Origin of the sequence: Herbiconiux sp. L3-i23 (assembly GCF_023734115.1) — a bacterium.
Taxonomy (GTDB): domain Bacteria; phylum Actinomycetota; class Actinomycetes; order Actinomycetales; family Microbacteriaceae; genus Naasia.
Genome location: NZ_AP025737.1, coordinates 2,674,990 through 2,693,836, shown reverse-complemented (window position 1 = coordinate 2,693,836; position 18,847 = coordinate 2,674,990). Strand labels below are relative to the sequence as shown.

The window sequence follows — 18,847 nt, the reverse complement described above, 5'->3', positions numbered from 1 at the left end:
GAAGGAGACCTCGTGCCCAACCAAGCAACCCCCCAGTCGTCGATGCCCTCGACCTTCCTCGAGTCGCTCTCGGTCGTCGACCCCGAGATCGCCGACGTCCTCGCGAAGGAGCTCGGCCGCCAGCAGTCGACGCTCGAGATGATCGCGAGCGAGAACTTCGTGCCCCGCGCGATCCTCGAAGCGCAGGGCTCCGTGCTCACCAACAAGTACGCCGAGGGCTACCCGGGACGCCGCTACTACGGCGGCTGCGAGTTCGTGGACATCGCGGAAGAGCTCGCCATCGCCCGCGCCAAGAAGCTGTTCGGCGCCGAGTTCGCGAACGTCCAGCCCCACTCGGGAGCCTCTGCGAACGCCGCCGTGCTGCACGCCATCGCGACTCCCGGCGACACCATCCTCGGTCTCGAGCTCGCCCACGGCGGTCACCTCACCCACGGCATGAAGCTCAACTTCTCAGGCCGCCTCTACAACGCCGTCGCCTACGGTGTCGACCCCGAGACCTTCCGCGTCGACATGGACGTCGTCCGCGAGAAGGCTCTCGAGCACCGCCCCGCCGTCATCATCGCCGGATGGTCCGCGTACGCCCGTCAGCTCGACTTCGCCGCGTTCCGCGCGATCGCCGACGAGGTCGGCGCCAAGCTGTGGGTCGACATGGCGCACTTCGCCGGACTCGTCGCGGCGGGCCTGCACCCCTCGCCGATGCCGCACGCGCACGTCGTGTCGAGCACTGTGCACAAGACCATCGGCGGACCGCGTTCCGGCTTCATCCTCACCAACGACGCCGACCTCGCGAAGAAGCTCAACTCCGCCGTCTTCCCGGGACAGCAGGGCGGCCCGCTCATGCACGTCATCGCCGCGAAGGCGACCGCGTTCAAGCTGGCCGGGGAGCCCGAGTTCGTCGACCGCCAGGCGCGCACCCTGAGCGGCGCGCGCATCCTCGCCGAGCGCCTCACCTCCGCCGACTCGAAGGCGGCCGGACTCGACGTGCTGACCGGCGGTACCGACGTGCACCTCGTGCTCACCGACCTCCGCAACTCCGAGATCGACGGCAAGCAGGCCGAAGACCTGCTGCACCAGGCGGGCATCACCGTGAACCGCAACTCGGTGCCCTTCGATCCGCGCCCGCCGATGGTCACCTCGGGTGTCCGCATCGGCACGCCGGCACTCGCGACCCGCGGCTTCGGCGACACCGAGTTCACCGAGGTGTCCGACATCATCGCCCTCGCCCTGACGCCCGGAGCCGACATCCCGGCGCTGCGCGAACGCGTCACGGTGCTCGCCGATCGGTTCCCGCTGTACGCGGGACTCGGTCCGAGCGGTCAGCCCCTCGAGCAGACCGAGCTGCCCTCGTCGATCTCGGCCGGCGCGTGAGCGCGGTCCGTCTCGACGGCACCGCGACCGCGGCGGCGATCAAGGCCGAGCTGCGCGACCGGGTGACCGTGCTCCGCGAGAAGGGGATCGTGCCGGGACTCGGCACGCTCCTCGTCGGTGACGACCCGGCGTCGCGCGCGTACGTCGCGGGCAAGCACCGCGATTGCGCCGAGGTCGGAGTCGAGTCGATCCGCGTCGACCTGCCCGAGGACGCCACCGAGGAGCACGTGCACGACGCGATCCGTGCCCTCAACGCCGACCCGACCGTCACCGGGTACATCGTGCAGCTGCCGCTGCCCGCGCACATGGACGAGAACGCCGCGCTCGAGCTCATCGACCCGGCGAAGGACGCCGACGGTCTGCACCCGACCAACCTCGGTCGGCTCGTGCTCGGCGTCGACGGCGACCTCGACTCGCCGCTGCCCTGCACGCCCGCGGGCATCGTCGAACTGCTGCACCGCGCAGGATACGAGCTGCCCGGCAAGCACGTCACCGTGATCGGCCGAGGGCTCACCGTCGGTCGTCCCGTCGGCCTGCTGCTGACTCGCAAGGGCATCGACGCGACGGTCACGTTGACTCACTCGCGCACGCCCGATCTCGCCGCCGAGGTGCGCCGGGCCGACGTCGTCATCGCCGCGGTCGGCGTGCCGCACCTGGTCCAGCCCGACTGGGTGAAGCCGGGTGCCGCCGTACTCGATGTCGGAGTGACCCGGGTCGTCGACCACGAGACCGGCAAGGCGAAGCTCACGGGCGACATCGCGCCGGGCGTCGACGAGGTGGCCGGGTGGCTCTCGCCGAACCCCGGGGGAGTCGGACCGATGACTCGCGCGCTGCTCGTGCAGAACGTCGTGGAGGCCGCCGAGCGCGCGCTCTGATCGCTCAACCCAGCGCTCAGCTGTGGCCCGTCGCCACGCGGAATCGAACCCGCTGACCCGGGCGCAGCTGAGCGAGGCGGTCGAGCGTCGCGTCCGTGACGACCGCGATCACCGGGTAGCCGCCGGTCACCGGAGCGTCGACACCGAGTATCGTCGGCGCACCGTCGGGGGAGACCTGGATCGCGCCGGGAACCATGCCCTCGCTCGGCAGCTCACCGAGCCGGCGGCGTTCGAGCGTCGCACCGATCAACCGGATGCCGGTGCGATCCGATCGTGGCGACACCTCCCAGGTGTCGGAAGTGAGCAGCGACCACGCTGCGTCATCGAACCACTCGCGTCGCGGACCCGGACGCAGCTCGAGCTCGATGGTGCCGTCGCCGGGCGGGTCGATCGGGATGAGGTCCGCCGCCGGCACCGGGATCGCCGGCTCTGCGCCCACGGGAACCGACTGTCCAGCGACCAGAGGCGCCGGCCCGAGCTGTGCGAGCGAATCCCATGAGCGCGAGCCGAGCACCGGGGCGACGTCGACGCCGCCGCGGACCGCGATCGTGTACCGGATGCCCTGACCGACCGTTGCGATCGACAGAGGAGTGCGGGCGGGGATGAGCGTCGCCGTGTGCGGTTCGACCGGCATCCCGCCCGCGGTGATCTCGCCCCAGGCCCCGGTGATCGCCACCCAGGTCGGCTCGTCGAAGACCAGAGCCGCCCCGCCGAGCAGCGACTCCAGCGACGCCGCGTCGGCGGCGTTGCCGACGAGACGGTTGCCGAGTGCGTGCGCGGCGCGGTCGAACGCGCCCGACGTACCGACGCCGAGATGGGCGAGGCCGGGGCGACCGACGTCCTGCACCACGAGGAGGGCGCCGGGCTCGAGAACGGTCAGCCGATTCACGACCGGACCTCCTCGAAACGCACCCGCGTTCCCGGCGCGAGCAGCGACGGCTCGGGCCGGTCCGGATCCCACAGGCGCGCGTCGGTCGTTCCGATGAGTCGCCAGCCGCCGGGCGAGGACCGCGGGTAGACACCGCTGAACTCGCCGGCGAGACCGACCGCGCCCGCGGGGACGACCGGACGCGAGGTCTCGAGGCGCGGCACGTTCAGCCCGGCGTCGCTCGTGAGGTAGCCGAATCCGGGGGCGAAGCCGATGAAGGCGCAGACCCATTCATGGCCGGTGTGCCGCGCGATGAGGTCCGCGACCGAGAGGCCGAGGTGTCGCGCGGTGTCGGCGAGGTCGGCGCCGTCGTATCGAACGGGGATGCGCACCAGCGAACCCGTCCCGTCATCGGCTGCGCGCGGGGACGAGCCGCGGATCCAACGCTCGGCCCCCGTGAGGGAGAGGACGCTGGTGTCGATGCGGACGAGCACCGTCCTGGCGGCGGGGACGAGCGCCTCGACCCCGTCGATGCGATCGACGACGAGACCGCGATAGGCGGCGAGGGTCTGCTCGAGCCCGTCGAACTCGACGAGGAGGGCGGCGTCGCCGAACGGCAGGAGTCTCATCGGAATGCCGTCAGCTCGACGTCGTGCGCAGTGAGCGCGCGTCGCACGGATTCCGCCATCGCGGCAGCAGAGGGCGTGTCGCCATGCAGGCAGACCGAGTCGACCTCGACGCGGATCGTCGACCCGTCGACCGCGAGGACGGTGCCGTCGGTCACCATCCGGACCACTCGCGCGGCCACGACATCCGGGTCGGTGAGCAGTGACCCCGGCGTCCCGCGCGGTGCGAGCGCGCCGGAGGGGAGGTAGCCGCGGTCGGCGAAGGCTTCACGGAAGAAGGGCACATCCGTGTGGGCGGCGGCCGCCTCGATCGCGGACCCCGCGAGGCCGAGCAACGGAAGCCCCAACTGAGCCGCCGCCCGCGCGACGGCGGTGGCCTGACGCTCGTCGTGCACGATGCGGTTGTAGAGCGCCCCGTGCGGCTTCAGGTAACGCACCTCGACGTCGGTGCCGTGGGCGGCGGAGCGCAGCGCCGTCGTCTGCTCGACCACCTCGTCGGTGAGGGAAGCGGCGTCGATCTCGACCTCACGGCGGCCGAAGCCCTCACGGTCGCGGTACGACGGATGCGCCCCGACCACCACGCCATGGCGGGCGGCGAGCTCGCACGAACGACGCATCGTCTCCGCGTCGCCGGCGTGGAACCCGCAGGCGACGTTCGCGCTCGTCACCACCGCGAACAGGGCCGCGTCGTCGCCGACCTCCTCACCGAGATCGCAGTTGAGGTCGACGCGCGGCATCGGGCGTGCTCCTGGTCAGTCCTCGCGACGGGCGCCGGCCGAGGGGACGACGGTGAAGCTGATCGGCTCGCGGAACGAGGCGTCGGCGAACGCGCGCGTCGCGGCCGCGCGCACCGCTTCGACCCGGTCGATCGGGGTCAGCGCGATCGCGGCGCCGCCGAAGCCGCCGCCGGTCATGCGGGCGCCCATCGCGCCGGCACCCAGCGCCGACTCCACGGCGAGGTCGAGCTCGGGCACCGAGATCTCGAAGTCGTCGCGCATCGACACATGCGAGGCGACGAGCAGCTCGCCGATGGCGTCGGCCCCCTTCTCGCGCAGGGTCCGCACCGTGTCGAGCACGCGCTGGTCTTCGGTGACGACGTGGCGGACGCGACGGAAGGTCTCGTCGTCGAGCATTTCGCGCGCCTCGTCGAGCCTCGCGATGCCGACATCGCGCAGGGCTTCCACTCCGAGGGTGCGGGCTCCGGCCTCGCAGGACGCGCGACGCGAGGCGTATCCGCCGGTGGCGTGCGCGTGCGAGACGCGGGTGTCGATGACCACGACGGCGAGGCCGGCCGGCTCGAAGCCGAGGCCGATGACCTCGGCGTCGAGCGAGCGGCAGTCGAGGAAGACTCCCGCGTCGGTCTCGCCGAGCAGCGACGCCGACTGGTCCATGATCCCGGTGGGGGCCCCGACGGCCTTGTTCTCGGCGAGCTGTCCCACGCGAGCGAGCGTCCGGCGGTCGAGATCGGTCTCCCACAGGTCGTTCAGCGCGAGGGCCGTCGCGCTCTCGATCGCCGCGGATGACGAGAGACCGGCCCCGACCGGGACGTCGGAGTGTACGTACAGGTCGAAGCCGCGCGTCGGAACACTGCCGCCGGTGAACTGACCGATGGCCCAGGCGACGCCCAGCGGGTAGGCGGACCAGCCGTCCACGTTCTCGGCGCGGAGGTCGGCGAGGTCGATCTCAACGGTCTCGGGGGCGAAGGACGAGCCGACGCGGGCGAGGGAGTCCTGGCGCGGACGCATCGCCACGAAGGTGCGACGGTCGATCGCGAAGGGTAAGACGAAGCCCTCGTTGTAGTCGGTGTGCTCGCCGATCAGGTTGACCCGACCGGGCCCCGACCAGAGCGACAGGGCGGTGTGGCCGTACCGCTCGGCGAAGCCGGACAGCGTGTCGGAACGGACGTCGGTCATACGCGCTCGAGCGCCTCTCTGATCATCGCCGCGGAAGTCTCGGGCGGGACGTCGCCGATCCAGGCGCCCATGGCAGCCTCCGATCCGGCGAGGTATTTGAGTTTCGACTCCGCGCGCCGCGGTGAGGTCAGCTGCAGCATGAGCCGGATCTCGTCGCGATGCGTGTGCACGGGCGCCTGGTGCCATGCCGCGATGTACGGCGTGGGGGTGGGGTAGAGCGCGTCGATGCCCTTGAGGAGCCGCAGGTAGAGGTGCGAGAGCTCGTCGCGCTCCTCGACCGTGGTCTCGGCGAAGTCGGGCACGTGACGGTGGGGGAGCATGTGCACCTCGATCGGCCAGCGCGCCGCGAACGGCACGAACGCGCTCCAGTGCTCGCCGCGCAGCAGTACCCGATCGGAGGCGAGCTCGGTCTCGAGGATGCCCTCGAAGAGGCCGGGGCCGTAGGTCTCGATCGACTGGATCAGGCGGCCGGTGCGCGGGGTGACGTAGGGATAGGAGTAGATCTGCCCGTGCGGGTGATGCAGGGTGACGCCGATGTCCTGGCCGCGGTTCTCGAACGGGAAGACCTGCTCGACGCCGGGAAGCGCCGACAGTTCGGCGGTGCGATGCGCCCACGCCTCGATGACCGTGCGCGCCCGCGCGCGGCTGAGGCCGCTGAACGAACCCTCGTGTTCGGGGGAGAAGCAGACCACCTCGCAGCGACCCACCGAGGTCCGGGTGCGGCCGAACCCGATCTCGGCAAGGTCGGCGAGGCCGCGCGGGGCGTTCTCGTCTTCGAGCAGCGGGCCGAATGACGGCGAACGGTTCTCGAAGACGACGACGTCATAGAGGCTCGGGACCTCGGACGGGTTCGTCGGCGTCTGCGGCGACAGCGGGTCGAGTTCGGCGGGCGGCAGGAACGCGCGATTCTGCCGGGCGGCGGCAACCGAGATCCACTCGCCGGTGAGCACGTCCTGGCGCATCGAGGCGGTCGGCGGTCGGGGCGGCAGATCGCGGGCGTCGGCGGCGCGCTCGCTGCCGAGGGTCGTGTCGGCGTCGTCGTAGTAGATCAGCTCGCGCCCGTCCGCCATGGTGCTTCGGTGCGCCGTGATGCCTGATGTCAGTTCCATCGCGCCCCAAGCCTAGTGAGTGGAGGAGTCCGCTCATCGCGGGCATGACGCCGTCCCTCCACCCGGTGCGACGGGCAGAGGGACGGCGTCCCTACTCGGTCAGCTCGAAGGTCAGCCTCGCGAGTTCCGCGCGAGCCGCCTCGAGACGAGCAGCGCCGCTCCGAGCAGCAGCACCATTCCCGCTGCCGCCAGGAGGCCGGAGACGTCGGCTCCCGTCCAGGCCAGCTGCGAGCCGGCGACGGGACGGGTGTCGAGGACCGCGAGGCTGATCCCCGAGGCGACCGCGGTCGCGCCCGGAGCGACGGTGTCGTCGGGCTGCTCGCCCGTTCCAGGACCCTCGGTACCCGGATCGGTGCCCGGGTCGGTGCTGCCGCCTCCCGGGGTGCCGGTTTCACTGTCTCCGGTCACGCTGATCGCGATGTCGCCGATCGAGATCGGCAGAGTCACGATGGGTGCGATCTGGGTGCCGCCGAGGATGCCGTCATTCCCGGAAGTCGTGGCCTCGGACCCGCCGGTGACGGGAACCGTGGCGCCATCGGAGCCGCCGCCGGTCACCTCGCTGTCGCCGGTGAGGGAGACGGCGATGCCGCCGAGATCGATCGGTGCGGTGATGACGGGGACGACCTGCGTGCCGCCTCCGAGAGAGTCCTCACCCTCGGTGGTCGCCCCACCCGCAGAGCCGCCGCTCGGAAGCGCGGCGCCCGAGCCGGTCGAGCCGGTGGTCGTCGCGTCGCCGAACGGAGCCAGCGCGACGCCGCCGACCGAGATCGGGGCGGTGACGGCACCGCCGATCTGCGATCCGCCCGCCACCGAGTCGTTCCCGGTGGTGGACGGTGCGGTCGCGGCGCCCCCGACCGGAGCGTTCACCGCTCCGGCGTTCCCGACCGACGTGGTGCTGCTGTCGCCGAGAAGCGACACGGCCACGCCGCTGACGTCGATCGGAGCGGTCACCACGGGCGCGACCTGCGTGCCCCCGGCGACCGAATCGGTGCCTTCCGTGGTGGGGGCCGACGATGCGGCCTCACCGGAAGTACTCGACGCTCCGGTCGACGAGGCGCTGCTGTCGCCGAACACCGAGACGGCGACATCGCTGATGTCGACCGGTACGGTGACGACGGGAGCGACCTGGCTGCCGGAGGCGATGCCGTCGGCTCCGCCGGTCACCGGTGCCGATACCGGCGCCTCGACCGGGGCCGTAGCCCCCGAACCCGAGGTCGCGCTGTCGCCGAACAGGCTCAGCGAGAGCCCGTCGACCTGAATGGGTGCGGTGATGACGGGCACCGCCTGCGTGCCGCCGAGGATCGAGTCCTCGCCGCTGGTCTCGGCCGCATTGGCGGCCGTCGCGCCGAGCAGCGTGATGCCGCCGGCGAAGAGCACTCCGTAGAGCACTCGCGTGGTGATTCGTGACATGACGAACACATCTCCTTGATTCGCTTGATTACGTGAGTGGAAAAGGTGCGCCGATGGCGCAGGATGCAGATGGCCGCCTCGAAAGGACGGCCGCGATCCACTCAGTCGGGCGAGGCGTCGGTGTCGTGGGTGACGGAGCCGGGCAGCACGGAGCTCCCGCCCGGCCCGCGCAGCGCGCGGTCGAGGAAGGGCAGCGCGGAGTACGCGGCCACATCGCTGCCGGCCGGGGCTGACGCGGCGGAGGCGGCCGGCGCCACCGTTCCGAGGCCGTCCTGGCTTGGCCCGCTGCGCCCGTCCGGTCGCCCCGGGACGTCGATGACCAAGTCCGGGCGAGATGCGAAGAGGACGCTCGATGGCGCGGTCGTCGAGATCCCGTCGGAGAGCGTCTCGGTGGCAGGCGCGGTGGGAGAGGTCGAGGCGCTCGCCGCCGCGGCTGCCTGCGGCGTCGCCGGACCCGGAACCGGGATCGCGGGAGTCGTCGGCAGGGCGTGAGCCGGGTCGACCGAGTCGAGGACCCCGTCGATCGCGCCGCCGGTCCTGTCGAGCAGGCCGCCGACCACTCCGCCGGATGACGAGACCACATCGCCACTGGCACCGAGCAGCGAGTCGGCGGACTCCGACACAGGGACCAGGATGTCGCCGACGAGCCCGTCGGTAGCAGCGGAAAGGTCGTCGCCGAGTACGGGGACGGCCGCGACGGTCGAGCCGACGAGCTGGTCTACCGTGCTCGAGACCGGGGTGAGCGTCTGAGCGACGATCTCCTGGCCCAGGAGTCCGTCGACCGCGCCGGTCGTGCCCTGTACGGTGTCGGCGAGTCCGCCGACGACGCCGGACAGCGAGGCGTCGTCCGCTTGGGCGGGAGAGCCGCCGACCAGGACTCCGAGACCGACGGCGGCGATGGCGAGACCGGTGCCCGCGAGAGCGGCGCGCAACCACGATGGGATCGACGTCTTGACGGATTCGTCCATCGTGCTCACCCCTCCCCGGTGATCACCGCGCCCCCGCGCGTTGGTGCAGAGCACGCTACGCCCGCTTTTTTCACGGAGTCAACCCTTTCGGGGGACAAAGCCAGGATTCTCCAAGCGCGATGTCCCCCGAAAACGACATCCGGTCCGAAGAAATGGGGACTTCATCCGCTGCGTCGGCGGGTCGCGCGGGGTACGACGATCCGGTTCGTCCTGCCGCCTCGACGGGCGGGCGAGGCCGACGAAACCGGTCGAGTCATAGGCTGGCGGCATGCTTCCCACCGGTGAACAGCACCTCCTCCGTCGTGACGGCGCCCTCGGCGAGGTGAAGGCGGTCGTCGCCGAACTGGCCGCCGGGTTGCGGTCATTGAGCGTCGGCGGGCCCGACCTCGTGCAGCGCTACCCCGACGACCGGATCGCGCCGTACGCCGCCGGGATCGTGCTGGTGCCCTGGCCCAATCGCGTGGCCGACGCGACCTGGACCCTCGACGGCGCGACCCAGCGCCTCGACGTGACGGAGCCGGCGACCGGCAACGCCTCGCACGGTCTGCTCCGCAACACCGGATACTCGGTGACCGACCGTGAAGAGCATGCGATCACCCTGTCGGCGACGGTGTTCCCGCAGCACGGCTACCCGTTCCTCCTGCAGACGTCGGTGCGGTACGAGCTCGACGACGAGGGGCTCACCGTCACGCACGGCATCGTCAACGCCGGCGACGGGCGGGCGCCGGTCGCGATCGGCGCGCACCCCTACCTGCGGGCCGGTGCCTCGTCGGTCGACGACCTGCAGATCGTCGTCGCGGCCGACACCCGCTTCGAGATGGACGAGCGCCACATCCCCACCGTCACCCGCCCCGTCGACGGAACCGACGTGGACCTCCGGTCGGGAGCGCGCGCCGGCGACCTCGCGATCGACGTCTGCCTCACCGACCTCGCGCTCATCGACGGCCGCTACCGGCACCGCCTCGCAGCGCCCGACGGTGTGACCACCGAGCTGTGGGCGGAGGAGGACTTCGCGTACACCCAGGTGTTCACCCGCCCCGGTTTCCCGGGCCCCGACGGCGAGGAACTCGCTGTCGCGATCGAGCCGATGACGGCGCCCGCGAACGCGCTCAACACGGGGGAGGGCCTGCGCTTCCTCGAGCCCGGCGAGGAGTGGCTCGCGACCTGGGGAATCCGCCGGCTGAACTGATCGGCGTCCCCTGACGCGCCTTCTCGCCGCCTCGTCGTTAACCGACAGGAGCCCCCTGCATTGGGGGCTCCTCGACGGGCGATCAGGAGGTACGGGATCCCCGGGAGCTAGTCGACCGGGGCTCCCTCCTGTCTTGCGGTACGAACTTACGCGACGGAGTCTGGGAACCCGCCTCACAGTTGCTTCGGGATTCCCAGGGCATCGGACCGGGCGATCCGATCTCGGATGATCGAGAGGGGCCGGGGGCTCCCAACCCCTCTCGGTCGCTCAGCGGCTGACGAAGTTGAGCACGACGCGGTTCCATTCTTCCGCGTGGCTCACATTGACGCCGTGCGGCCCGCCGGCGACCACGTGGAGTTCGCTGCCGGGGATGGCCTCGTGGATCCGCTTGCCGGAGCCTTCGAAGGGCACCGTGGCGTCCGCGTCGCCGTGGATGACGAGCGTCGGAACCGAGACCTTCGGGAGGTCGTCGCGGAAGTCGGTCGACCCGAACGAGGTCATGGTCGCGAGGGCCGCCTCCTTCTTCGCGAGCGTCGTGAGCGCGAGGGCCCGCTGGCGCTGCTCCTCGGTGACGACGAGTGCTCCGTTGGCCGAGAAGAAGTCGGTGACGAAGCCGTCGTAGAACTTCTCCTGGTTCGCGGTGAGCTGAGCGGCCATCTTCGCGGCCTGACCGGCGGTCAGCGGTCCCTCGGGGTTGCCGGGGGTGTGCAGCAGGAACGGTGGCACCGCCGACGCGAAGACGACGCTGCGGATCCGCTCGGCACCGTACTCGGAGAAGTACCGGGCGACCTCGCCGCCGCCCATCGAGAAGCCGACGAGCGTGACGTCGGTCAGGTCGAGGGCCTCGAGGAGGGTGTGCAGGTCTTCGGTCAGGGCGTCGTAGCCGTATCCGGTGAGCGGCTTGTCGCTGTGACCGAAGCCGCGGCGGTCGTAGGTGATCACGCGGTAGCCGGCGGCCTCGAACGCGGGAACCTGTTCGCTCCACGACGCCCCCGAGAGCGGCCAGCCGTGGATGAGGACGAGGGGACGGCCGCTGCCGCCGGTGTCGTCGACGTGCAGATTGGTGTCCTTGACGATGCCGTGGTGCGCGGTGATCTCGGCCATGCGGAGGTCCTTCCGGGGTGGGGTCCGACTCGGGAGGCCGGCTCGGGGACACCGTAGAGGCGGCGTCTGGGGTTCCGGCCCCAGAACGCTGGGCGTCGCTCGGCTCGGAGAGGCTAGGGTGGCGCGATGCCCGAGGGTGACAGCGTCTACCGCCTCGCGGCACGACTGCGTGCGGCTGCCCTCGGCGCCGAGGTCGCCTCGGGCGAGGTCCGATCGGGGCCCGCGGCGGGGGCATCCCTCGGTGGCGCGCGGATTGACGACTACGACACGCACGGCAAGCATCTGCTCACACGCTTCGACACCGGGTGGACCCTGCACACGCACCTGTTGATGCAGGGCTCGTGGACGATCACCGCGAACGGCAGGACCCTGCCGCGGTCGCGTCAGGAGTTGGTGCGTATCCGCATGCGCCTCCAGGACGGCCGCACCGTCTGGGGTATCGAGATGCCGGTCGTGGATCTGGTGCGCACCCCGGACGAGAGGACGGTTGTCGGGCATCTCGGCCCCGATCCGTTGCGCGGCGACTGGGACGAGAGGGCCGCGGTCGCCCGTCTCAGTGCGGATGGCTCCCGACCGGTGGTCGCCGCGTTACTCGATCAGCGTCTTCTCGCGGGGCTCGGCAACCTGTGGGCGAACGAGGTCTGCTTCCTCCGTGGGCTGTGGCCGTGGCGGCCGATCGGCGACGTGGACGTACCTGGTCTGGTGATGACGGCGGCGCGCGGTCTGCGCTCCTCGGTCACCGTGTCGGGGATGTTCCAGACCACCACCGGCAACACCCGACGCGGGGAGCGGCATTGGGTAGTCGGTCGCGCCGGACGGCCGTGCTTGCGGTGCGGAACCCCTATCCGCGCGAAAGCCGAGGTGGCCGGAGATCCGGAGCAGCGACGCACCTGGTGGTGCCCGCACTGCCAGCCGCAGTGATCAACGGGACGAGCCCCCGCGCGGGGTCTCGGCACGCTGAGTAGTCAACCCCTTTCCGCGCCGTGTGCAGAGTGTTTCGGTGGATCCATGGGGACGGTCGATCACGCACGTCGTCCGCGCCGGGTGAGCCCGGCCGGGGAACTGCTCGAAGTCACGAAGTTGGACGACCATTCGTGGACCGTCTGCGACTCCCGGCGGGACCCGTCGGACGCGATGCGTCTGCTCGCCTTCATCGAAGCTCGACGCGAGTGCTATCGGGTCACCTGGCTCGCCGGCGGGCGCGGCTGGAACATCTACAGCGAGTTTCCCATCGCGCTGCGCGCCATCAGAGTGCGTTGTCTCGATCAAGGGCTCGACGACTGATTCGCCCCGATGACCGCTGCCGTCACAGGTCTGTCAGGATGGCGACGATGCCGATGGTCGACGCGGCGATCACAGAACTCGTGACCGAGTAGAACAGAAAACCGAACAGCTTCCGAGGTCGATGGTATGTGCTGCGGCGTGCGCGCGAGCTGGTCGGAGAGAGGGGCGTTTCCGACACGGAGTCGACCGCATCCTTGGCGAGGACCGGGGTCGTCGCAGTGAAGGGCAGCTGCGATGCGAGCGTGAATCGGCGATCGACGGGGCGGCCGTTGACGGTCGCGCGGAGGTAGCTGACAGTGGTCACGGGGCGCGCGCAATCTCGGAGGTCGGACTTCTCCGGTGTCGAGCGGGAGCAGCCCGAGTACGAGCATCGACAAGTCGCCGATTCGTCTTCGATACCCGGGTGCGTGGTCTCTCACCGCTGCGTCGAGGCTACGGCCGCCCCCGAACGGGGGCTAAGGGTTGACAGTCATGGAGACCTAGATGCACGGCCCGAGGCCGGCAGGCGGGACGCGAATCGAGTCGGGAAGCTGCACGCCGCTGGCTGCGAGTCGAGGTTGCCGTCGAGGTCAGGCTGCGCGGCCTGTCACATGCCCCGAGGTGGAAGTCGGAACCGGCGAGCCCTTCCGAGTGCGTCGCGGTCCTCGCACCTCTCCGCCGCGGAACCAGCCGGCGATCACGCTGCCCTGACGCGAGTCTCCGGTGTATTGGCCCCTGAGCGGGCGGGGGGCGGGAGAGAGATTCATGAGCCGACCTTTCGCTAGACGTTCTAACTATCTATCACCGGTCGGTGTCTCGCAAGCCGGTTCCCCCGCCACGTCCGCGCGGCGGGCGGAAGGGGGGTCGTATGATCACTCGGCTCCCGCCAATGCATGTCGCGGAGGTCGGGCTGTGAGAGTCCGTGTTCGGCGTAGCGGCGATGGATGTGGTCGAGGACCTCGGCTCGACTGACGCCGTCGCGAGCCATGATCAGAGTGCCTGCGTTCGTCATCATCGAGGCCGCGCTTCCCGTTGAAAGGATCCGCCCGTCGGCGCTCATGAGGATTCGCCACTGCATCCGCGACGCGATGAAGCGCGCACCGTGACCGCGCCCGTTGTGCGCCTTCCCCACTTGACTGCTTCGAGCTCGTCCTCGAATGCGCAGCGTGCGATTCCGGATCATGAGCTCGACTCGGAACGCGACGCGCTCACGCTCGCTGGACTCGTAGGTGACGCGGCCTTGGGTGACTCGCGGATGGGCGGCGAAGAACTCACTGGTCGAAGCGTGGAGCACCCACGATCCGATCAGGTCGGTGAGATCCGAGACTTCGTTGAGACGGTCGGGCACGGTGCAGCTTTCGATGCGACACGGGCTCGCGTGTGGCGTGCCCTGAGTTTCGAGCGCGCCTGATGGGCGGTCCGAGCCGGGAAGAGTGAATCCCGAGCTATGGATATTTGAACGTCGGACGCTTCTCCCTGACAGTGCCCGTTCGCGGGACGCGCCGTGTCGGCGCCTTGGGGGACAGTCGCACCGGGTGATCGGCACCGCACTGCGTCGGCCTCCGGCTCGGCGTCGCGCCGCCCATCGTAAAGTGACCTCGGCGGGTTATTGAGTATTCCTCGCTGTCAATCCGCCCGAAGCCCCGGTTCCCCATGGTCCCGGCGGATACGGTGACGCGATGACAGAAACCTCCCAACGACCCATCGAATCGAACGATCAGAGCGATGCGCCGCACGTCTCGCAGCTGAGGGTCGTGATCGAGGCTCCCGATTTCGACGCCGCAACCGCGTTCTACCGTGACGCGCTGGGGCTCGATCAGCTCATGGGCTACCGGAACGCGAATGGAGCGCAGCTCGTGCTCGATGTCGGACGAGCGACGATCGAGCTCGTCCACCCCGAACTGGATGGAAGCGGGGCGTTGTCCGATCCTCCGGCACCGAAGGTGCGGCTGGTGTTCCAGACCCAGGATGTGAAGTCCACCATCGCCGCGCTCGAAGAAGGTGGAGCGGAGAGGCTCGACAAGGAGGAGCCGTCCGCCGGACACTCGATCAGTGCCCGCATGATCGGGCCCGATCACATGCCGCTCGCGGTGTTCCAATCACTCTCGGGGCCGGACTTCGCGGTGGATCCCCGGCACGAGGACTGAGTGTCACAGCTGCTGTTCATTCGACACCCCGCGAATCGGTGGATACCTTTCTCGAACAGAGCGGGATCAAACACGCTGCTCCTTGGATGAATCGGCTACTCGGTCGATGCCGGTGGGCTGCGAACTCGGTCTGTCGACGGGGGCCGATCGCCGACCCCGGAATGCAGGCATCGTGACTGCTGAACCAGAACTGGTCGACGCGGATCAACGTCGAGAAGCACGACGGATCTATCAGACCGGACAGGCTCCCTCCGTCTCGGCCCCACCGTCTCTGAGCACCCCTCAACCAGTGCGGAAGGGGCGAGCGCGGCGAGTTTCGCTCCCGATGACGGCAGCGGCGGGGGAGCGTCTGTTCTACATCGTGGCCGGGGCGATCGCTGTCGCCGCGGCTGCCGCAGTGGTCGTGATCATGGTTCGCGACAGCATCGGGGCTGACTCGGAGCACCGCGACGGGAGCGCGTTCTTCTACACGTGGCCCCCAAGTAAAGTGGCGGCCTGCCCCCAAGTGAAGTGGCGGCCTGGGGCCGCCATCTTTCTTGTGGGCCCCGTGTGGCTCGATCCCTCCCGCTCGGCCGTCACGCCGCTTCGCGTCGCGCCGGTACCGGCGGCAGGGGCCCACCACAGGAGTGAGTTCTTCTACACGGGGCCCACAAGCAAAATGGCGGCCTGGGGCCGCCATCTTTCTTGTGGGCCCCGTGGGGCTCGAACCCACGACCCGCGGATTAAAAGTCCGCTGCTCTGCCAACTGAGCTAGAGGCCCGCCGCACCAGATTAGCGTGAACGCTCCGGTGTGACGGGCCTCTAGGGGTCAGCGGGTCAGACCCGCTTGCGACCGCTGATCGTGCGCAGCAGGAAGGCGATGAGCGCGAGAACGGCGATGATGATGCCGACCCAGAGCAGCCAGTTGAGCGCGGTGTTCAATCCGCCGACGATCGCGAGAACGATGGCGACGACGACGATGATGATGAAGACGAGGTTCATTGACACATTCCTTTCATCGTGCAGAGCTCGAAACGATGGAGTCAGGACCGCGAAGAGCGCCCCTTGCCGAACCGTCTGACGGCGCCGACCGCCAGTGTGATCACGATCAGGATGATCGCGATCCACAGCAGCCACTTGATGGCGTCGATCAGCAGTCCGAGGATCGCGAGGGCGACCCACACCACGAGCAATGCAACTAGTAGACCCACACCACAACCGTAACTGTGAGCAACATGGGCGAAGCCTGATTGTCGGCAAAACGTCAGACAGTGGGGGACACCGCGGCGCGGCGTAGCCTTGATCGATGACCGATCGGCACCCGCGACCCGTGAAGTTCGCCGGCTACCAGTTCGAGGCAATGCAGGGCGGACAAGATCCGGCCGCCATCTCGCGCCTCGCCCACGAGACGGCGAACGCGCTCCTCGCCCGCGTGCGCGCCGAACCCGACCCCGAGATCGTCGACCGGCTCGTGCGCTTCACCGACGAGAACGGCATCGACGCGATCGCCGAACTATGGTCGCGCGCCACCGCCCGCAGCCTGCCCGGCACTCTGTGGCGCATTTACCTGCTGCGCACCATGATCCGGGCGGATGCCGTGTCCGGCAGCCTCTACTTCCAGCGCGGCATCGAGGTCTCGCGGACCATCGACCCGGTCGTGGCCGGCGCGCCCGACCCTGCGGGACCCGATGAGGTGCTCGACCTGGCCGACCAGATCCTCCGCGGTGTCTTCTCGGGCGACCTGGCGATCGCGCTCGATCGGGCCGCCGCGTTCTGTCGCGTCTCCGCCGCCGGTTCGACGTCTGTGGCCGACGACCTCGAAGGCACCGAGCCGGAACGATCCACCGCCCTGACGGCCCGCGCCCTGAGGCTCACCGAGATCGCGGCCGACCTGAGTGCCTCCTCCACACTGTGGCGCTCGGGCGGCTTAGACTAGTCGCGGCTCTTCGGAGCCATGCCGGGCCGCAGTAACCCCGGGCTCCAATATTCGCCGCTCCGAGCGGCCTCGCGCCGAGAGGCGTTAACTGCGGTCCGGCGCCATCCTTCTCAGCGGTGGCCTGTTCCGGCCTCTCTCAAAGGATGCTCGTCAGCCATTCGGCGACCGATGTCGATGCGCTCGTCGTCGTCGTCGCCGCCGCCGCCGTCGCGCGCTCCAATCCGAAGTAATGGCGAGACCGAACCACCTGTCAGAAGGCGCTTCCCGACGGGGCGCCTCTCAGGAGAAGTCAGGTGGTGATCTGTAATGCTGATGCTCGTGACCGAACGCGACGAAGGCTCGACACCTGATGCCGTCGTCGCCCGCGAAGATCTCTTGACCCGGATCGGAACGGGCGATCGCGCCGCGTTCGCGGACCTTTACGATCAGGTCGCCGCCCGCGTCTTCGGACTCGTCCGCCGCATCCTCATCGACGACGCCCAGTCGGAAGAGGTCACGCAGGAGATCTTCCTCGAGATCTGGCAGACCGCCTCGCGGTACTCCGCCGACAAGGGCTCCGCGATGACGTGGATCCTCACCATGACCCACCGTCGCGCCGTCGACCGCATCCGCGCCTCGCAGTCCGGCCGCGACCGGGACATGAAGATCGGCATCCGCGACTACGAGCGCGAATTCGACTCCGTCTCCGAGCACGTCGAGGTCACGCTCGAGGGTGAACGCGTCCGTCAGGCGATGCGACAGCTCACCGACCTGCAGCGTGAAGCCATCACTCTCGCCTACTACGGCGGCCACACCCACAGCGAGGTCGCCGAGATCCTGCACATTCCGATCGGAACCGTGAAGACGCGCCTCCGCGACGGCATGATCCGTCTGCGCGACGCAATGGGGGTGACGTCATGACCACGCGCTTCGGCTCGCACGCTCACGAGAACCTCAGCGGCGCCTACGCCCTCGATGCCCTCTCCGAACTCGAACGGCTGGCGTTCGAAGAGCAGCTCCGCGGATCCGAGGAGCTCCGCGCCGAGGTCGCCGGCTTCGTCGACACGGCAGCGCTCCTCGCCGCGGCCACCGCGCCGGTCGCCCCGCCGGTCGGCCTGAAGAGCGCACTGCTCGACCGCCTGGATTCCACGCTGCAGCTCCCCGCCGACGACGCCTCCCCGATGCTGGTCGGGGCGGTGGCAGAACCGGTGCGCACTGACTCGCGTGGCCCCGAGACGACGAGCGATGCGACGGTCACCGACCTCGCCTCGCGGCGTCGTCGCCGGCCCCGCGGTCGCCTGATGTTCGCCGTGACGTCGGCAGCGGCCGCCGTTGCGCTCTTCGTCGGCGGCATCGCGCTCGGCGCGACGACCACCGCGCCGAACGAGGCGGAACAGCTCGCATCGATCAGCGCGGCCTCCGACATGCGCCGCATCGATGTCGACCTGCCCGCGGGCGGAAGCGCATCGCTGCTCGCGTCCGCCGACCTCGAGCTCTCCGCCGTGGTGATGCACGACGTCGCGTCGCTGCCCGACGACGAGGTCTACCAGGCCTGGTTCGTGCGCGAGGACGGCCCGGTCAGCGCGGGCCTCGTCGCCGCCGCGTCCGACGGATATCGCATCCTCGACGGCGACTACGACGCCGACGCGGTCGTCGCCCTCACCGTGGAGCCGGCCGGCGGATCCGCCCAGCCGACGACCGACCCGATCGTCTTCGCCGGGTCACCCGCCGCCGCGGCGGGTGACGCCCCGTCGATCGCGGCTCCCGCGACACCGCCCGACCAAGCCGACCGCACGTCTCCCGCGGGCGCGACCGATGTCGGGCACGGCATCGGGGCGCCCGTTCCCGTTTCTCCGACGGACAGCCGTTCGGGTGAATCTCTTGGGGGAGCGGTCGCCGATCTCGCCGACGGGGTGGCGGCGCTGCCCGATGCGTTGCGGCTGCCCGACGTGACCGAGGGCGTCGTCTCCGGAGTGGAGACCCTCTCCGACGGCACCGGTGAGGTCGTCGACGACACGCTCGGAGCGGTCGACGGAACCCTCGACGGCGTCGGCCGGACCGTGGACGGAACCCTCGGTGCCGTCGACGGTCTGCTCGGCGCAGACTGATCTCT

General features: G+C 69.9%; 21 protein-coding genes and 1 tRNA gene. 9 read left to right on the top strand and 13 right to left on the bottom strand.

From position 1 onward, the window contains the following. Nucleotides 1-42 precede the first annotated feature (42 nt). Both glyA and NGH83_RS12850 read left to right on the top strand, forming a co-directional pair. Nucleotides 43-1,368: a serine hydroxymethyltransferase gene (glyA, locus tag NGH83_RS12855; RefSeq protein ID WP_251858536.1), complete on the top strand. Its 1,326-nt coding sequence runs from the start codon at nt 43-45 to the stop codon at nt 1,366-1,368. After that, entirely contained in the window at nt 1,365-2,243 is an 879-nt protein-coding gene (locus NGH83_RS12850; RefSeq protein ID WP_251856649.1) for a bifunctional methylenetetrahydrofolate dehydrogenase/methenyltetrahydrofolate cyclohydrolase, read from the top strand. Before glyA ends, NGH83_RS12850 begins: the two co-directional genes overlap by 4 nt. A 16-nt stretch (nt 2,244-2,259) precedes the next feature. On the opposite strand, the gene NGH83_RS12845 is transcribed toward NGH83_RS12850, so the two are convergent. The 7 genes from NGH83_RS12845 to NGH83_RS12815 form a co-directional block, all read right to left on the bottom strand. Beyond that, entirely contained in the window at nt 2,260-3,132 is an 873-nt protein-coding gene (locus tag NGH83_RS12845) for a biotin-dependent carboxyltransferase family protein (RefSeq protein ID WP_251856648.1), read from the bottom strand. Then, on the bottom strand, nt 3,129-3,740 hold the full coding sequence (locus tag NGH83_RS12840; RefSeq protein ID WP_251856647.1) for an allophanate hydrolase subunit 1: 612 nt from the start codon (nt 3,738-3,740) through the stop codon (nt 3,129-3,131). Before NGH83_RS12840 ends, NGH83_RS12845 begins: the two co-directional genes overlap by 4 nt. After that, nucleotides 3,737-4,474 carry a 5-oxoprolinase subunit PxpA gene (pxpA, locus tag NGH83_RS12835; RefSeq protein ID WP_251856646.1) on the bottom strand — a complete coding sequence of 246 codons (738 nt, stop codon included), beginning with the start codon at nt 4,472-4,474 and terminating at the stop codon, nt 3,737-3,739. Before pxpA ends, NGH83_RS12840 begins: the two co-directional genes overlap by 4 nt. A 15-nt stretch (nt 4,475-4,489) precedes the next feature. Next, nucleotides 4,490-5,650 carry a galactokinase gene (galK, locus tag NGH83_RS12830; RefSeq protein ID WP_251856645.1) on the bottom strand — a complete coding sequence of 387 codons (1,161 nt, stop codon included), beginning with the start codon at nt 5,648-5,650 and terminating at the stop codon, nt 4,490-4,492. Further along, a complete protein-coding gene (galT, locus tag NGH83_RS12825; protein WP_251856644.1) occupies nt 5,647-6,759 on the bottom strand; it encodes a galactose-1-phosphate uridylyltransferase in 1,113 nt (370 codons plus the stop codon). The genes galK and galT overlap by 4 nt, the downstream gene beginning before the upstream one ends. A 111-nt stretch (nt 6,760-6,870) precedes the next feature. Beyond that, on the bottom strand, nt 6,871-8,169 hold the full coding sequence (locus NGH83_RS12820; RefSeq protein ID WP_251856643.1) for a hypothetical protein: 1,299 nt from the start codon (nt 8,167-8,169) through the stop codon (nt 6,871-6,873). 101 nt (nt 8,170-8,270) lie between these two features. Then, on the bottom strand, nt 8,271-9,137 hold the full coding sequence (locus NGH83_RS12815; protein WP_251856642.1) for a hypothetical protein: 867 nt from the start codon (nt 9,135-9,137) through the stop codon (nt 8,271-8,273). Between the two features lie 268 nt (nt 9,138-9,405). Here NGH83_RS12815 and NGH83_RS12810 point away from each other — a divergent pair, with 268 nt between their 5' ends. Beyond that, a complete protein-coding gene (locus tag NGH83_RS12810) occupies nt 9,406-10,326 on the top strand; it encodes an aldose 1-epimerase family protein (protein ID WP_251856641.1) in 921 nt (306 codons plus the stop codon). Nucleotides 10,327-10,593: 267 nt separating this feature from the next. Here NGH83_RS12810 and NGH83_RS12805 read toward each other — a convergent pair whose 3' ends face one another. Continuing rightward, complete coding sequence (locus tag NGH83_RS12805; protein ID WP_251856640.1) at nt 10,594-11,430, bottom strand: alpha/beta fold hydrolase; 837 nt, start codon at nt 11,428-11,430, stop codon at nt 10,594-10,596. A gap of 126 nt (nt 11,431-11,556) precedes the next feature. Between NGH83_RS12805 and NGH83_RS12800 the strand changes: the two genes are divergently transcribed. Together NGH83_RS12800 and NGH83_RS12795 are read left to right on the top strand one after the other, a co-directional pair. Further along, entirely contained in the window at nt 11,557-12,351 is a 795-nt protein-coding gene (locus NGH83_RS12800) for a DNA-formamidopyrimidine glycosylase family protein (RefSeq protein ID WP_251856639.1), read from the top strand. 87 nt (nt 12,352-12,438) lie between these two features. Further along, nucleotides 12,439-12,714 carry a hypothetical protein gene (locus NGH83_RS12795; RefSeq protein WP_251856638.1) on the top strand — a complete coding sequence of 92 codons (276 nt, stop codon included), beginning with the start codon at nt 12,439-12,441 and terminating at the stop codon, nt 12,712-12,714. Nucleotides 12,715-12,736: 22 nt separating this feature from the next. Here the strand turns inward: NGH83_RS12795 and NGH83_RS12790 are convergent, their stop codons facing one another. Together NGH83_RS12790 and NGH83_RS12785 are read right to left on the bottom strand one after the other, a co-directional pair. Next, a complete protein-coding gene (locus NGH83_RS12790; RefSeq protein ID WP_251856637.1) occupies nt 12,737-13,018 on the bottom strand; it encodes a hypothetical protein in 282 nt (93 codons plus the stop codon). 465 nt (nt 13,019-13,483) lie between these two features. Further along, entirely contained in the window at nt 13,484-14,041 is a 558-nt protein-coding gene (locus NGH83_RS12785; RefSeq protein WP_251856636.1) for a hypothetical protein, read from the bottom strand. Between the two features lie 331 nt (nt 14,042-14,372). Here NGH83_RS12785 and NGH83_RS12780 point away from each other — a divergent pair, with 331 nt between their 5' ends. Then, the gene (locus NGH83_RS12780) at nt 14,373-14,840 is read left to right on the top strand and encodes a VOC family protein (RefSeq protein ID WP_251856635.1); all 468 of its coding nucleotides are present in this window, start codon (nt 14,373-14,375) and stop codon (nt 14,838-14,840) included. 687 nt (nt 14,841-15,527) lie between these two features. On the opposite strand, the gene NGH83_RS12775 is transcribed toward NGH83_RS12780, so the two are convergent. The 3 genes from NGH83_RS12775 to NGH83_RS12765 all read right to left on the bottom strand — a co-directional run bounded on the left by NGH83_RS12775 (nt 15,528) and on the right by NGH83_RS12765 (nt 16,030). Further along, nucleotides 15,528-15,600 (bottom strand) — tRNA-Lys (locus NGH83_RS12775). Between the two features lie 56 nt (nt 15,601-15,656). Further along, nucleotides 15,657-15,821: a hypothetical protein gene (locus NGH83_RS12770; RefSeq protein WP_251856634.1), complete on the bottom strand. Its 165-nt coding sequence runs from the start codon at nt 15,819-15,821 to the stop codon at nt 15,657-15,659. 41 nt (nt 15,822-15,862) lie between these two features. Beyond that, complete coding sequence (locus tag NGH83_RS12765; RefSeq protein WP_251856633.1) at nt 15,863-16,030, bottom strand: hypothetical protein; 168 nt, start codon at nt 16,028-16,030, stop codon at nt 15,863-15,865. A gap of 95 nt (nt 16,031-16,125) precedes the next feature. On the opposite strand from NGH83_RS12765, the gene NGH83_RS12760 reads away from it, so the two are divergent. The 3 genes from NGH83_RS12760 to NGH83_RS12750 all read left to right on the top strand — a co-directional run bounded on the left by NGH83_RS12760 (nt 16,126) and on the right by NGH83_RS12750 (nt 18,842). Next, nucleotides 16,126-16,755, top strand: a complete 630-nt coding sequence (locus NGH83_RS12760) for a DNA-directed RNA polymerase subunit beta (protein ID WP_251856632.1) — start codon at nt 16,126-16,128, stop codon at nt 16,753-16,755. A 312-nt stretch (nt 16,756-17,067) separates the two neighbouring features. Next, nucleotides 17,068-17,655 carry an ECF RNA polymerase sigma factor SigK gene (gene sigK / locus NGH83_RS12755; RefSeq protein WP_251858535.1) on the top strand — a complete coding sequence of 196 codons (588 nt, stop codon included), beginning with the start codon at nt 17,068-17,070 and terminating at the stop codon, nt 17,653-17,655. Then, complete coding sequence (locus NGH83_RS12750) at nt 17,652-18,842, top strand: anti-sigma factor (RefSeq protein ID WP_251856631.1); 1,191 nt, start codon at nt 17,652-17,654, stop codon at nt 18,840-18,842. The genes sigK and NGH83_RS12750 overlap by 4 nt, the downstream gene beginning before the upstream one ends. Nucleotides 18,843-18,847: the final 5 nt, after the last annotated feature.